A 12,319-nucleotide genomic window follows, 5' to 3' on the forward strand; every position below is an offset into this window, starting at 1 on the left:
CAGCGAATCGGGTACAGGATGTACCCATTCGACCATGGTGAAGGTGCTGGGTACAAGGTGTCCCACTGCGCGCCGCCCGGCATGGTCAGCGCCGGCCATCGGCGCCCCCGGGGATAGGCTGCGGCTGTGGTCGAGGTAGGGCGATGGGTGGATTCGACGGTGCGGCGCCGGTCTTCCCGCCATGATGAGGTCCGCGACCGCCGGCGGCGCCACGTGGCCAACGCTGCTCTGCAGGTCGTCGACGAGACGGGCGCGGACGCCGGCACGGCACTGATCGCCGAGCGGGCTGGGATCCCGAGGCCGCACGTCTACCGCTACTTCGCCAGCCGCGAGGACCTCGATAACGAGGTGGTCCGCCTCGCCGCGCAGGACCTCATCCAGCGGGTCCGCCCGCACCTCGCTCGGCGGGGAACGCCCGTACAGGTCGTCGAGGGGCTGGTGCGCGCCTGCGCGACCTGGGCCGACGCCCACCCCCATCTCTACCGCTTCCTGGCGGCTCGGGGGCAGAGCCGGACCATGCACCGCTCTCGGATGGGTCGTTCGCGTCTGCTGGACGAGATCGCCGTCGCGGCACGGGGGTACACCAAATCGGGGGACGAGTCGTTCCCTGAGGGCATCCTGGTTGGCGTGATGGGGATGGTCGACGCCACGGTCATCTGGTGGCTCGACCAGCGCGACGAGACCCTGGACGTGATGGTGCGGCGTCTCTCGCGCCACGTCACCCTGGTGCTCCAGGACGCCCTGGCCGCCCACGGCATCCACCTCGACCCGGCGGTCGAGCTGGAGCCCTTCATTGGCGAGTGAGTCACGAGCGCTTCGCGGGACTGCCCTGTTCGAAGTGCTCGACGTCAACGATGACGAACGTCGCGTGCGCTGTCGCGACCTGCCGGCCGCCTTCGTCCGCGGCTGCAGCGTTCACGTGGAGCCGCCGTCCCGCCCGGTCCCGGACATGCGCGGTGAACTCGTAATCCACCCCCAGCAGCACCGGACGGAGGTACTCCACGGTCAGCGACCTCGTCACGGCGAGCTCGCCGACGCGGTAGAGGAGGAACCCGAACAGGTCGTCGAAGGCGGCGGCAACCAGACCGCCGTGGGTGATCCCCGGTGCCCCCTCCTGGCGATGGTCGAAGCGGTGCACGGCGCTCACGCCGTGCTCGGTGGCGTCGACCTCCAGGGCGAGGCCGGCGGGGTTCTCTTTGCCGCATCCCGCGCAGGTGGGGGAGTGCGAGGGCAGGCGGCCCACCGCCATCGGCGCGGGCCGCGACATGGACCGGATCCATGCATCCAGCGTCGACGCCGTGCCCCCGTCGAGACGCATCTCTCGGCCCGAGGTAGGGGGCTCGGTGTCGTAGTCGCCTACCAGCGCATCACTCATCGGGGGCTCCTCGGACTCCAGGACCACAGTGGCATCGAAACATCCTTGCATGTTTGTCCTCACGAGAGACGAAACGGCCATTAATGTCTACAATGGCTGAGATGCGAACGACCTTGACCGTCCAGCGCCGCCCGATCCATAACGACCGACGTGGCCTCGCCTGGTGGCTGGCGGTTGCGGTCTGCAAGCCAATCCTGGTGGTGCTGCGTCGCCCGGACTGGCGCGGGGTCGCGGGCATCCCCCGGGTGGGCGGAGCGGTGCTGGCCGCCAACCACGTCTCGCACCTCGACCCGTTGCTGGTCGCGGAGATGGTGCTGGCCGAGGGGCGGGTGCCGCGGTTCCTGGCCAAGGACAGCCTCTTCAGCGGGCCGGTCGTGGGCAAGTGGTTCCGTGCTGCCGGCCACGTCGAGGTCGACCGCGTCGCGGGACGCGCGGGGTACGACAACGCTGTGAGCGCGGCGCGCGACGGGCGGCTCCTCCTGGTGTACCCCGAGGGTTCCATCACCAAGCGGGACGACGGTCTGCCGATGACGATGAAGTCGGGGGCGGTGCGGATCGCTCTGGAGGCATCGGTACCGCTCGTGCCGGTGGCCCAGTGGGGGGCACAGAAGATCCTGCCCGCCTACAGCGGGCGGTTGCGCTGGGGGTTGCGACGACGTGTGAGCGTGCTCGTCGGACCGCCGATCCCGCTGGACGACCTGCGGGACCTGGAGCCGGCCCGTGCCATCGAGGTGGGTCGTCGACGGCTCGAGGACACCCTCGCCTCGATGGTGTGCGAGCTGCGTGGAGCCGACACGGCGCCGTAGTGAGTTGGGCGTTCACGCGCGGAAGCGGGGGTCTTTGGGGCGCGGGGAGTCGGAGCCGCGGACCATGGCGGGACCGTAGGTGTCGAGCAGTGTCGTCATGAGCTCGTCGAACGGCAGGTCCACGAACATGCCTCGTTCGCGGACGTACTCCATGTGACGTCGGCCGGCGCCGTCGGCTGCGTGGAGCAACGCATCCCGCGACCCGTCGAACTCCAACGGTTCTACGCCAAAGCGACGGCACAGCTCGGAGTTGAAGGCCGGCGACCCTTTGCGCCACTGGCCGTCGACGTACACCGCGCTCCACCCGTGGAACACGAACAGATCGGTCCCCATCAGCTTCAGCAGCGCCGCGCTGTTGAGGTGATTGCGCACGTCGGAGAACCCGAGTACGGCCGGGATTCCCGCAGCGCGCAGGCTCGCGGTGAGCAGCACCGCCTTGGGCACGCACCACGTAGGGCCACCGTCGAGGATCGCGCTGGCGTGGTAGTCCCGGGGCTCGGCGGTGACGCTGTAGGGGTCGTATCGGAGTCGGTCGCGGACCGCCGCGAACAGCAGCGCGATCCGCTCTCGCGGATCGCGGACACCCCGCACCACAGACTCGGTGAAGTCGCGGACGTCGGGGTGGTTGCTGTCGACGAACCGGCTCGGGGCGAGGGCCTCCCGTGGGTCGATCTCGCCCCTCATCAGGCGTCGGTCCGGAGGTCCTCGCGCGCCCCCGCGATCTCGAGGGCGGTGACGAGGTCCCGCTCGAGCGAGGGGAGTACGGCGGCCGAGCGAGCTGCCTGCTCCACCCGTCCTCGTGCTGGGCCGTCCTGACGGGCCAGCGACGCGACCAGGGACCATGTCTCCGCGCACAGGTGCGCGGCGGCGGCAACCTCGCTCGCCCGCGCGTCCCCGGTCAGGCGCGCGATGTCGGCGGCGCCGCTGGACAGCAGTCGGCGGAACAGCCCGCCGCCGGTGCCGGCCTTCTCGACGAAGGCGCTGAGTCCTTGGAGGACCAGGTCCAGGACATCGTCCGGGAAGACTTCCGGCCAGTCAGCGAGGTCCTCGGCGAAGAGGTCGACGGCGGCCAGCCCGGTGGCCCCGACCGCCGAATCCCTCCCGGTGACGATAGAGCTGCCGGTGGAGGTGGTCATCGCAGCCGCCGCCTGGGCGAACGCCGCCTGCGCGATCTCGGACAGGTCGGGCAGCCGGTCGGGCCAGGCGATGTCGAAGTAGGTGTGACGCGTCGGGACCGGGAACCCCTGGGAGGACCGGGCTCGGGCCAGCGCCGAGTAGGGCACGAGCTGCACCTCGTCCCGGTCGTTGTCGACGACGTGCGCGACCTGCTGCTCGTCGTCGTAACCGATGACGACGATGTCGTGGCGACTCATCTGCAGGCGTACGCGGAGGTAGGGAAGCTCCGCGATGTCGGCCCACACCAAGGCGGGACGGCCGTCTCGTACGGCGTCGCGCACCCACGCCCAGCCCTCCTGCGGGTCATCCGTCGCATGCACGGAGACCTCGGCGCCCAGCCGCGTCGGGAGGTCCGTCTCCAGGTCGCCTCCCCGCCCCACGAGGTATACCGGCGGCATGAGTGCCGCGTCCCTGACGTAGGAGAGATCCAAGGCGCCGCTCAGGGCAAAGACGAGGCCCTCGTCAGGGGGGCCCTCCCAACCGAGTCCGGCCCACTCCAGGAGGTCCCGCATGGCCCCGGAGCCGCAGTGCCCGCCGCGTCGGTGCGGGTACTTGACCACTTCAGTGTCGCTCGAGTTGACCATGAGGCTTCTTCCTGAAGACAACTAGTGATTTTTGTTCAAACCTAGGGCACCGCTCTGAGAATGTCATGACACGGCCCATCTGACGCGTGTCCGCAGTCGGACATTGTCGATACTCTGTCCACCGTGTCGTCCCCCTCCATGCGAGAGCGCTACCGCGAGCACGTTCGTGCAGCGGTGCTCGAGACTGCCCACGACCTGATCGCTGAGCGGGGCTGGGAGCGGGTGCGCATGGGCGAGATCGCCGAGGCGGTCGGCGTCTCGCGCGCACTGCTGTACAAGGAGTTCGGCGACAAGCCCGGTTTGGGGGAAGCCGTCGTCCTGAGGGAGGCGGCGCGCTTCATCGAGGGCATCGAGAACGTGCTCGCGCATCACGGCTCCGACGCTTCAAGCGGCCTCACGGCGTCGGTGGGCTTCGTGCTGGAGGAAGCCGAGAACAGTCCCCTGCTCAGAGCGGTCCTGATCTCCAACCGCGATTCCCCACCACCCGCCACGGGCATCCTCCCCCTCCTCACCACGTCTGCGCAGCTGTTGGAGCTCGCCTCCGGCTCCCTGGCCCGGTGGCTCACCTCCCACGTGGCCGGTCTGCGGGAGGATGAGGTGTCCGACGCCGCCGATGCCCTGGTGAGGCTCACCGTGAGCCACCTCGCCTTGCCGACCAGGTCCCGGGTGGACACCGCCCGGAAGATTACCGAGGTGGGACTCAGGTGCCTCGGGCTCTCCGGCACGCCGGAGCAGGGATCGCAACCTGCCGGCTGCTCTGGTGGCGGTGCCGCGGACGACCCCGAGGACCAGTAGCTGGTGAATGGAATGGCGCGGACAGCGTCGTCGCGTCAAGGGTGGCGCGGGGACCGGATTCCGAGACGCCCAAGGCTCTGCAGGCGACCTGGAGCGGCAGATCCTCAGCGGCGATCACTTCGACCGCCGCGTACCTCCTTCTGGGCTGGTTTCCTCCTTGAACAGTTCGACCGCGCCGAGCGATCTTGAGTTCGGTCTCGAGCTCGGCGGTCCGCTTGTTCGCGGTCGTGAGTTCAGACTTCTCCTTGGTCGTCAGCCTTGGCTGCTCGCCGCTCTCGATGCGGTCCTGGCGGCGCCAGCTGAAGATCGTCTGGTCGCTGATCCGCTTGTGGGGAGGGGTCTGCTGCACGGATAGGTGACATCTTGACTTGCCCCACCATTTGGGTTCCAGTTCTGGTGACTAACTGACTGCGGTGATGGTGGTGTTCTCGGAGAGTAGTTCGAACTCGATCGGGGTGCGGTAGCCGAACGCTGAGTGGCGTCGTCGGCGGTTGTGGAAGATCTCGATGTACTCGAAGATCGCGTTCGCTAGTTCGACTCTGGTCTTCCAACGTCTGCGGTCGAGGAGTTCGATCTGCATCGAGGACCAGAAGCTCTCCATCATGGCGTTGTCCAGTCGCCGACGGTGCCGAAGGATGGCAGCAGGCCTGCGGAGCGGATCTTCTCGCCGAAGACCCAGGAGGTGAACTGGGCGGGCTCAACCGGTGGAAGCAACACCAGCCTGTTGGAGTAACCGTAGTTGCTCATCGAAGGCCTCGGCTGGCGTTCGCCATCCGAGGGTCTTGCGGGGCCGTCCGTTCAGGGCGGCGGACACCGCGTAGAGCTCCTGCTCATCCCAGCGTGAGAGGTCGGTGCCCTTCGGGAAGTACTGGCGAAGCAGACCGTTGGTGTTCTCGTTCGTGGGCCGCTGCCAGGGGCTGTGCGGGTCGGCGAAGTAGACCGCGATCCCGGTCTCGATCTTGAACTGGGCGTGCTGGGCCAGTTCCTTGCCGCGGTCCCAGGTCAGGGACTGGCGCAGCTGTTCGGGCAGGGTGATCATGCTCGCGGCGAGTGCGTCTTTCATCGCGATCGCACCGTAGCCAGCAAGGGGTGGGCCGTTCTTGGTCCGCGGAATGACTCCGTAGCCCTCGGCCCGGGGTAGGTGCACGAGCATGGTGAATCTGGTGGTCCGCTCGACCAGGGTTCCGATCGCGGATCGCTCCAGCCCGATGATCAGATCGCCCTCCGGTGCCCGGGAACAGCCCGGTCGTCCACCTCGGCGGGTCGCTGACTCAGCACGACGTCGGACGTCAGGTGGCCACCGGGGGTGTTGCGGGTGCGCGAGCGAGGAGTCCTCAGCGCCCGGCCTGTGCGCAGGCACGTGATCAGCTCACGTTTGAGCGCGCCTCGGCTTTCCACGTACAGCGCTTGGTAGATCGCCTCGGGGCTGATCCTCATGAGGCCATCATCGGGGAACTCCAGTGGCAGCCGGTGCGAGATCTGTTCTGGGCTCCAGGCTGTCGACCATTGCCGGTCCTGGCGGCGCGGCTTGTTCCGCCCCTTCCAGGCCGGCACCACCGGCCCGGCCACCACAACGCCGTCTGTCCCGTGCCGGGTCTGATGGAGGCTCTCATTCCACGGAAGGATGAGAGTCATGGCAGCACCGAGGAAGTACCCCGAGGAGCTTCGGGAGCGAGCGATCAGGATGGCCGTCGATCTGCGGCGTGACCCGGGCACCAGGTCCGGGGCGTTGAAGCGGGTGGGTGATCAGCTCGGGATCAATCCCGAGACCCTGCGTAACTGGGTCTCCCAGGCCGAGATCGACGAGGGCCACCGTCCGGGCGTGACGACTGCGGAGGCCCAGCGGATTGCTGAGCTTGAGCGCGAGGTCCGCGAGCTGCGGCGCGCGAATGAGATTCTGCGGACGGCATCAGCGTTTTTTCGCCGCCGCGGAGCTCGACCGCAAGCTGAAGTAGCACCGGTGCCGACAGCGGTGCTGGTCGAGTACATCGACCAGCACCGAGAGAAGTTTGGGGTCGAGCCGATCTGCGAGGTCCTCACACACGCTGGGACCAAGATCGCCCCGAGCACCTATTACGCCGCGAAGACCAGGGCGCCGTCCGCGAGGACGATCAGCGACGCCAAGACCACCGAGGTCATCGAGCGGGTCCACACGCAGAACTACGGCGTCTACGGCATCCGAAAGGTCCACGCTGAGCTGAATCGCCAAGGCCACCCGGTGGCCAGATGTACCGTGCAACGGCTGATGAAGGCCGCAGGGCTGCGCGGGATCAGCCGGGCCAAAGGTCCGCGGACCACGATTCCCGGGACCGGCCCGGACACGCGCCCGGACCTTGTCGAGCGAGCGTTCACCGCGACCGCACCCGATGAGCTCTGGGTTGCTGACATCGAGCGCCACGAGGCGCTGTTGAACCGAGTGGAGGTGAAAGACCTGCACCGCCGCGCTGTCGCAGCAGCGTGGTGAAGCTGAGGGCAGCCTGACCCCCCGGGACGGGGGCGAGGGCGGAAGCAGCCCTGACAACGACGGGACAGGCCAGCACTGCCAGATGGTCTGGGTCCGGCTAGCAAGACGGGAAGGCGTACGTGAGGAACCAACGGCTGAACGCTCCTCAAGAGAGCCTCCGGCTCGAACCTGGTGGATCAGGGCCGGTTAGCAGCGCGCACCCCGATCACGACGTCGCCGAGTGCGGTGTCGGTGTGATGGTCGGGGGAACTTCTGGACTGGGTGATGTCGCCGGTCGGGAGGCCACGGTGAATGCCTGCGGCGTAGCCGTGGCGATGCTGCAGGGGCATAGTTGGGCGCCGACCCCGTCGAACGGTTCGACAGTGAACGTGGGAACCATCGTGGCGGTCCCCTCACCGGCCAGCATCCGGCTGGCCGGCGGGAAGGCACGTCGTCGGCTGATGCCGCCGTGGTGGGGCGGAGGACCCGTAGTAGTCCGAGGCCGGGAAAGCCGGTCACATGGCGAAGGGGTCCAGCGTGTTCGCAGCAACGACGCATCATCAGGAGGTCGCTGGTGAATACCGGCGAGCCGATGCTCGATGTCTTTCCTGAGCGGGAGGCGGCCGAGTGGCGGGTACTGAGGATGCAGAAGAAGCTGCACCGATGGGCGGTGGCCGATCCTGGCCGTCGCTTCGATGACCTCGCCAACCTTGTCTATGACCCGGCGTTCCTGGTCGTGGCGTGGCACAGGGTGCGAGGCAACAAGGGAGCACGAACTGCAGGCGTCGACGGGGTTACTCCCCGCGGTGTCGGCTGGGCGGCGACCGATCTGCTGGCCGGGATCCGTGAGGATCTGAAGGCTGGAAGGTTCGCGCCGCTCCGTGTGCGGGAGAAGACGATTCCCAAGGCGTCGGGCAAGGTCCGATCGCTGGGGATCCCAACTACTCGCGACCGGGTCGTGCAGGCTGCGTTGAAACTGGTGCTCGAGCCCATCTTCGAGGCGGACTTCAAGCCATGCTCCTATGGCTTCCGGCCTCGTCGCAGGGCGCAGGACGCGATCGCCGAGATCCACTACCTCGCATCACCCACTCGGAACTACGAGTGGGTGTTCGAGGCCGACATCAAGGCGTGCTTCGACGAGATCGACCACACCGCCCTGATGGGCAGGGTGCGAGGTCGCGTCGGAGACAAGCGGGTCCTGGGCTGGGTCAAGGCATTCTTGCGGGCCGGAGTCCTCACCGAGGACGGCCTGAACCGCGAGACGATCACCGGCACACCTCAAGGCGGGATCCTCTCACCGCTGCTGGCCAACATCGCCCTGTCCGTGCTGGACGAGCACTTCACCGCCAAGTGGGAAGCGCTCGGACCGGAATGGACTCGCGCCAAGCATCGACGCGCCGGGGGTGCGGTCATGAAAGTCGTTCGGTACGCCGATGACTTCGTGGTCCTCATCCACGGACAACGCGCCGATGCCGAGGCGCTCTGGGAAGAGGTTGGTGCGGTGCTCGCGCCGATGGGCTTGCGCCTGTCGGTAGAGAAGACGAGGGTCTGCCACATCGATGAGGGGTTCGACTTCCTCGGCTGGCGCATCCAGCGCCGTGCATGGCGGAGCAGGACCGGCAAAAAGGCGATCTACACCTACCCATCGAAGAAGTCACTGGCTTCGGTGATGGCCAAAGTGCGGACGCTGACGCGCCGTGCAAAGCATCGAACGCTCGCAGACCTGCTACGTCGGTTGAACCCGACACTGCGGGGCTGGTGCACCTACTTCCGCCATGGCGTGTCCTCGCGGACGTTCGGCTACCTCGATCACTATGCCTTCTGGCGGATCGTGGGCTGGCTCCGTAAACGACACGTCGGGCTGAACATGCACACCTTGGTCCGGCGCTACCTGCCCGGTTGGCAGATCCGCGCCGGAGGGATCGAGATGTTCCGGGCAAATGCGTTTGCTATCGAGCGCTACCGCTACCGGGGCGCCAAGATCCCCACGCCATGGTCGAGCGCGCCGACAAAGGGATCACCCGCACCAGCGGCGTGAACACGTGGAGAGCCGGATGCGGTGAAAGTCGCACGTCCGGTTCGGAGGGCGGGCCAGGGAAACCCACCAGCCGAGAGGCTGACAGGGCGCCCTGGTCCGACCCCTACACCTACTGCCGGACCTTCGCCGGCTGGGTCTACGCCGCGTTCGTCATCGACGTCTACTCACGAAGGATCGTGGGCTGGCAGCTGTCGAAGAACCTGCGCACCGACCTGGCACTCGACGCCCTCGAGATGGGCCTCTGGGCCCGTCAGCACGCCGGGCGCGAGACCAGCGGGCTCATCCACCACAGCGACAAGGGCGTCCAGTACGTCGCCATTCGCTACACCCAGCGACTCGCCGAGGCCGGCGTCGTCGCGTCGGTCGGATCGACCGGCGACTCCTACGACAACGCCCTCGCCGAGGCGTTCAACTCCCTCTTCAAAGCCGAACTGGTCCGCAACAAGGGCCCATGGAAGAGCATCGACGACCTCGAGATCGCGGTCGCCGAGTACATCGACTGGTTCAACCACCGCAGACTCCACGGCGAGATCGGCCTCGTCCCGCCAGCCGAGTACGAGAGCACCCACTACCGTCACGACCCGGCGCCGACTACCGTCGACGCGTTAGTTCAGAGCCTCTACTGAACCCGGCACGGGACAGTCCATCCGTGCGCTGCGCGTGGCCCGCAGCGGCGCGATCAAGGCACGGGCCGCGGTGATCAACGCACTACGACAGACGCTCATCACGGCGCTAGCCGAACTTCGCGAACAGCTGGCCGGGCTCTGCCGGGCCGAGCTCGTCGCTACTTGCGCACGGATGCGGCCCACTGGCGACCTGCGCGTCCCCTCCCAAGCCATCAAGGTCGCGCTGCGACGGTTGGTCCGACGTTGCCAGCACCTAACCGAAAGATCGCCGAGGCCGACGCGAAACTCAAGACCCTCAGCACGGCGGCCGCACCGCTATTGGTCGAGCAAGTCGGGGGTGGGGACCGAGGTCGCCGGCCAGCTCCTCATCACGGCAGGCGACAACCCGCAAAGACTGCGGTCGGAGGCCGCCTTCGCAGCGCGCTGCGGGGTCAGTCCACTACCAGCCTCCTTGGGACGCATCGACCGACACCGGCTCAGCCGCGGCGGTGAACGCGCCGCCAACAGCGCGCTTTACACCGTCGTCATGGTCCGGATGCGCTATGACCAACGCACCCGCGACTACGTCGCCCGACGCAGCCAACAGGGGCTCAGCAAACGCGAGATCATGCGCTGCCTCAAGCGCTACGTCGCGCGCGAACTGCTGCCCCTGATCCGCGACGCGTCCCCGCATCCCCCTCCCACGACTCACCCCCGATCGCCGCTTGACGATCTATAGGAGCATCGAATGTTGTGAGTGAGGCCGGGGCCTCACTCACAAAATTCGTGGGTTACCGAGCAGGGGCCACCTGCTCGGCCTATCCGACATTTGTGGGAGGCCCCGGTGTTCACAGAGCGTACGAGTGTTGGGCTCGACGTGCACGCCCGTTCGGTCGCTGCGGCAGCGATCGATGGCGTCACGGGCGAGCTCGTTCAGGCCAAGCTGACCCCTTCACATGGGCACGTGCGGTCCTGGCTAAGTGACCTGCCGGGTCCGGTCGCGGTGGCCTACGAGGCCGGCCCGACGGGGTTCGGCCTGTCGCGGTCGTTGAACGCGGCAGGTATCCGCTGTGAGGTCGTGGCGCCGTCGAAGCTACAGCGCCCCTCGGGTGATCGGGTCAAGACCGACGCCAAGGACGCGATCCATCTGGCTCGCCTGTTGCGTCTGGACGAGTTCACGCCCGTGTCGGTCCCCACCATCGACCAAGAGAACGCCCGGGATCTGGTCTGTGCTCGTGAGGACTGCCGCGGTGACCTGATGCGGGCCCGGCACCGCCTGTCCAAGCTCTTGTTGCGCCAAGGGATCGTCTACTCCGGCGGTCGGGCCTGGACTGGTGCTCACGACGCGTGGCTACGCCGGCAGCGGTTTGACGCCTCAGCGCTGCAGCTGACCTTCGAGTCCGACTATGACGCGGTGCTCACGGTGAAAGCCCGCCGTGACCGGCTGGATGCCGCGATCGCCGAGATGGCCGCCGACAGCGAGTTCACCCCGCTCGTGCAGCGGCTGGGTTGCTTGCGCGGGATCGGCCCGCTCACCGGCTTCGCGTTGGCAGTCGAGCTGGGCGACTGGCACCGCTTCACCGGCAACACCATCGGCTCCTTCATCGGCCTGGTGCCCAGCGAGTTCTCCTCAGGCCAGTCCAGGGTGCAGGGATCGATCACCAAGACCGGCAACAGCCACGTCCGCAGGCTCCTGATCGAAGCCGCCTGGCACCACCGCGCCAACTATGTCGTCGGCAAGACCATGCGCGACCGCTGGGAACTCGCTTCCCCGGCCGCCCGCGCTCGCGGTGACGAGGGCAACCGGCGGCTGCACCACCGCTGGAACACCTTCCGAGCCCGGCGCAAGCGTCACGTCGTGGCCAACGTCGCCATCGCCCGCGAGCTGGCCGGCTGGTGCTGGTCCCTGGCCGTGCTCGAGGAGTAGCCACTCCGTCACAGTCTGCTTCGTCGACCAGAACAGTGGCAGCAGCGCGAGGAGCGACCCGCGAAACAGCTATGAGCAGCCGAACCCCACGGCCGGCGACGCTCGACCCTAGACACGCGATCCGCTCCAGCCGAACAGCCCGTCCTGCGGTAGCCAACCCGCGCATATCAGCCTGACCGCGCGTCGACCACGACACGCTCAGCCACCACCGAAGACGACGAAGCACGAGGCGCCCGCCCCGAACGATCGGGACGGGCGCCTCACCCTGCCTCTTGACAGGAACGGCCTACATATCAGCTGTACCCGGCCAGGACGTTGGTAGCGGCGAGCCTGGTTGAACGAACGAGAACCTCCGAATGGGATGTGGCTTGTCTAAGGCCCACTCCAACCCGGAGGTTCTCGTGTCCCACGGTAGTGCCCGGCTGACCGTTCACGGTCGACGACTAATCGTTCAACGCCATCAAGCGGGCTGGCCTCAAGCTCACATCGCCGCTGCGATGGGGGTCTCTCGCAAGTGCGTGAAGACCTGGATCGACCGCTACGACGATGAGGGCGACGCCGGTCTGGTCA

Annotated in this window: 11 protein-coding genes and 3 pseudogenes; 9 read left to right on the forward strand and 5 right to left on the reverse strand. The window is 67.5% G+C overall.

Translation table 11 applies throughout. From position 1 onward, the window contains the following. Positions 1 to 213 precede the first annotated feature (213 nt). On the forward strand, positions 214 to 804 hold the full coding sequence (locus tag KVF89_RS02510) for a TetR/AcrR family transcriptional regulator (protein ID WP_257423075.1): 591 nt from the start codon (positions 214 to 216) through the stop codon (positions 802 to 804). A gap of 1 nt (position 805) precedes the next feature. On the opposite strand, the gene KVF89_RS02515 is transcribed toward KVF89_RS02510, so the two are convergent. After that, positions 806 to 1,375, reverse strand: coding sequence for a PaaI family thioesterase (locus KVF89_RS02515; protein WP_257423076.1), 570 nt, complete (start codon positions 1,373 to 1,375; stop codon positions 806 to 808). Between the two features lie 101 nt (positions 1,376 to 1,476). Between KVF89_RS02515 and KVF89_RS02520 the strand changes: the two genes are divergently transcribed. Continuing rightward, positions 1,477 to 2,181, forward strand: coding sequence for a lysophospholipid acyltransferase family protein (locus KVF89_RS02520; RefSeq protein ID WP_257423077.1), 705 nt, complete (start codon positions 1,477 to 1,479; stop codon positions 2,179 to 2,181). A 12-nt stretch (positions 2,182 to 2,193) separates the two neighbouring features. Here KVF89_RS02520 and KVF89_RS02525 read toward each other — a convergent pair whose 3' ends face one another. Beyond that, the gene (locus KVF89_RS02525; RefSeq protein WP_257423078.1) at positions 2,194 to 2,865 is read right to left on the reverse strand and encodes a transglutaminase-like domain-containing protein; all 672 of its coding nucleotides are present in this window, start codon (positions 2,863 to 2,865) and stop codon (positions 2,194 to 2,196) included. Next, a complete protein-coding gene (locus KVF89_RS02530) occupies positions 2,865 to 3,941 on the reverse strand; it encodes a BtrH N-terminal domain-containing protein (RefSeq protein WP_257423079.1) in 1,077 nt (358 codons plus the stop codon). The genes KVF89_RS02525 and KVF89_RS02530 overlap by 1 nt, the downstream gene beginning before the upstream one ends. Before the next feature lie 123 nt (positions 3,942 to 4,064). Between KVF89_RS02530 and KVF89_RS02535 the strand changes: the two genes are divergently transcribed. Further along, positions 4,065 to 4,736 carry a TetR/AcrR family transcriptional regulator gene (locus KVF89_RS02535; RefSeq protein WP_257423081.1) on the forward strand — a complete coding sequence of 224 codons (672 nt, stop codon included), beginning with the start codon at positions 4,065 to 4,067 and terminating at the stop codon, positions 4,734 to 4,736. 400 nt (positions 4,737 to 5,136) lie between these two features. On the opposite strand, the pseudogene KVF89_RS02540 reads toward KVF89_RS02535, so the two are convergent. Next, positions 5,137 to 5,426: pseudogene (locus KVF89_RS02540) on the reverse strand (IS3 family transposase); the annotation flags it as partial. Between the two features lie 7 nt (positions 5,427 to 5,433). After that, positions 5,434 to 6,317: pseudogene (locus tag KVF89_RS02545) on the reverse strand (IS30 family transposase); the annotation flags it as partial. Positions 6,318 to 6,369: 52 nt separating this feature from the next. Here KVF89_RS02545 and KVF89_RS02550 point away from each other — a divergent pair. The 6 genes and pseudogenes from KVF89_RS02550 to KVF89_RS02575 form a co-directional block, all read left to right on the forward strand. Continuing rightward, on the forward strand, positions 6,370 to 7,200 hold the full coding sequence (locus KVF89_RS02550) for an IS3 family transposase (RefSeq protein ID WP_257423082.1): 831 nt from the start codon (positions 6,370 to 6,372) through the stop codon (positions 7,198 to 7,200). Between the two features lie 553 nt (positions 7,201 to 7,753). Further along, a complete protein-coding gene (gene ltrA, locus KVF89_RS02555; protein ID WP_257423084.1) occupies positions 7,754 to 9,217 on the forward strand; it encodes a group II intron reverse transcriptase/maturase in 1,464 nt (487 codons plus the stop codon). Positions 9,218 to 9,309: 92 nt separating this feature from the next. Next, positions 9,310 to 9,843, forward strand: a pseudogene (locus tag KVF89_RS02560) (IS3 family transposase); the annotation flags it as partial. A 172-nt stretch (positions 9,844 to 10,015) separates the two neighbouring features. Beyond that, complete coding sequence (locus KVF89_RS02565; protein ID WP_257423086.1) at positions 10,016 to 10,561, forward strand: transposase; 546 nt, start codon at positions 10,016 to 10,018, stop codon at positions 10,559 to 10,561. A 138-nt stretch (positions 10,562 to 10,699) separates the two neighbouring features. Further along, positions 10,700 to 11,749 carry an IS110 family RNA-guided transposase gene (locus KVF89_RS02570; RefSeq protein ID WP_257423087.1) on the forward strand — a complete coding sequence of 350 codons (1,050 nt, stop codon included), beginning with the start codon at positions 10,700 to 10,702 and terminating at the stop codon, positions 11,747 to 11,749. A gap of 401 nt (positions 11,750 to 12,150) precedes the next feature. Further along, positions 12,151 to 12,319, forward strand: a 169-nt coding sequence (locus KVF89_RS02575) for a helix-turn-helix domain-containing protein (RefSeq protein ID WP_257423088.1), incomplete at its 3' end; no start/stop codon positions are given.

This window comes from Nocardioides carbamazepini, from assembly GCF_024614185.1.
In the GTDB taxonomy this organism is placed as follows: domain Bacteria; phylum Actinomycetota; class Actinomycetes; order Propionibacteriales; family Nocardioidaceae; genus Nocardioides; species Nocardioides carbamazepini.

What these genes read in the sequence shown, in the direction of transcription:
- KVF89_RS02520 (WP_257423077.1), top strand. Translation starts at nt 1,477, where the DNA reads ATGCGAACGACCTTGACCGTCCAGCGCCGCCCGATCCATAACGACCGA.
- KVF89_RS02515 (WP_257423076.1), bottom strand. Translation starts at nt 1,375, where the DNA reads ATGAGTGATGCGCTGGTAGGCGACTACGACACCGAGCCCCCTACCTCG.
- KVF89_RS02530 (WP_257423079.1), bottom strand. Translation starts at nt 3,941, where the DNA reads ATGGTCAACTCGAGCGACACTGAAGTGGTCAAGTACCCGCACCGACGC.
- KVF89_RS02565 (WP_257423086.1), top strand. Translation starts at nt 10,016, where the DNA reads ATGCGGCCCACTGGCGACCTGCGCGTCCCCTCCCAAGCCATCAAGGTC.
- KVF89_RS02550 (WP_257423082.1), top strand. Translation starts at nt 6,370, where the DNA reads ATGGCAGCACCGAGGAAGTACCCCGAGGAGCTTCGGGAGCGAGCGATC.
- KVF89_RS02525 (WP_257423078.1), bottom strand. Translation starts at nt 2,865, where the DNA reads ATGAGGGGCGAGATCGACCCACGGGAGGCCCTCGCCCCGAGCCGGTTC.